Source organism: Mesorhizobium sp. M7A.F.Ca.US.005.03.2.1, assembly GCF_003997795.1.
Lineage (GTDB): Bacteria > Pseudomonadota > Alphaproteobacteria > Rhizobiales > Rhizobiaceae > Mesorhizobium > Mesorhizobium ciceri.
The window spans coordinates 1-1,213 of the sequence record NZ_RZRP01001269.1; the positions used below are offsets into that span (position 1 = coordinate 1).

2 protein-coding genes are annotated in these 1,213 nt (G+C 58.9%); both read left to right on the top strand.

The window, feature by feature from the left end; all coding sequences use genetic code 11:
- Nucleotides 1-708: glycosyltransferase (locus EN991_RS36915; protein WP_127370559.1), on the top strand; the 708-nt coding region annotated here is incomplete at its 5' end.
- Nucleotides 709-779: 71 nt separating this feature from the next.
- The coding region (locus EN991_RS36920) for a glycosyltransferase (protein ID WP_281058856.1) at nucleotides 780-1,213 on the top strand (434 nt) is incomplete at its 3' end.

Below are 1,213 nucleotides of genomic sequence, written 5' to 3' on the forward strand. Positions count from 1 at the left end.
TATGGCACCCAGGACATGATAGTCGCGCAAACGAGCTATATGAATGAACGCCTGCGTGACGTATTGCCCCGCCGAGCAATCGCCAAGCTGCGTACTTTGCCCAACCCGGTCGATGAAGATCTCATCGTCAAAATGTCCATGGAGGCATTGCCCGGGCACGACGCCGAGATACTTTCCCGCCGTCCGCAGATAGTCTGGTGCGGTCGGCTGATTGATGTGAAGCGTCCGACGATCGCGGTTGATGTGCTGGCCGAGGTCAGACGAAGGACCGGCGAGGATTATGAGCTGACCATGGTTGGCTCTGGACCCATGGAAGCGGAGTTGAGAGCCCGCGCTGGCGAGCTTGAGCTGGCCTCGCGACTAAATCTGCTCGGCCAGAGAGACAACCCGTTTCCACTGTTTCGCGCAGCGCGTGTCGGCATGCTCACGTCGGCGACGGAGGGATTTCCCAACGTCCTTCTGGAAATGATGGCTTGCCGGATTCCTGGCATCGTCACCACCCCCTGTGCGGGAGATCTGGACATGCTGTCGGGCCTGGAGATTTCAGCCGGCTTTGGCGCGTCGGAAGTTGCGGAAGCACTGCTGAAGGTCATCCAAGGCGGCGATCGGTCGGCCTTGTACGGAAAGACCTTGTCGGAAAGATCGCCGGATCGGTTTGCGGATATGCTGTTGAGAGCGCCGTCGTCATATCCGGGTGGGCAGAGATGACGCCCGTTGCTCGCGACAAGATAATCGTCTCGATAAACACATCCTGGAATGTCGTCAATTTCCGCAAGGGATTGATCGAGGCGCTGCGGAGCCGTGGCTATGAGGTGGTCGTCGTCGCGCCGAGAGACGCGTATTCTTCGCTGATTGCGGCCATGGGCTGCCGCTATGTCGAACTCGACATGGACAATTCCGGCACGTCACCGTTGCGGGATCTGGTCCTTCTGTGGCGCTACTGGCGTCTCTTGCGGCGCGAGAGACCGCTGGCGTTTGTCGGCTTCACGATCAAGCCCAACGTGTTCGGCTCCATCGCGGCCAATCTGAACGGCATTCCCGTCATCAACAACATTTCGGGATTGGGGACGGCGTTCGTCCGCGGTGGTCTGCTGCTCAGGATTGCCAAGGTCTTGTACCGGGTGGCGTTGGCCCGTTCCAAAATGGTTTTCTTCCAGAACGACGATGACCGGATGCTGTTCGTCGATGAACGCCTGGTTCGCAAGGATCGAAC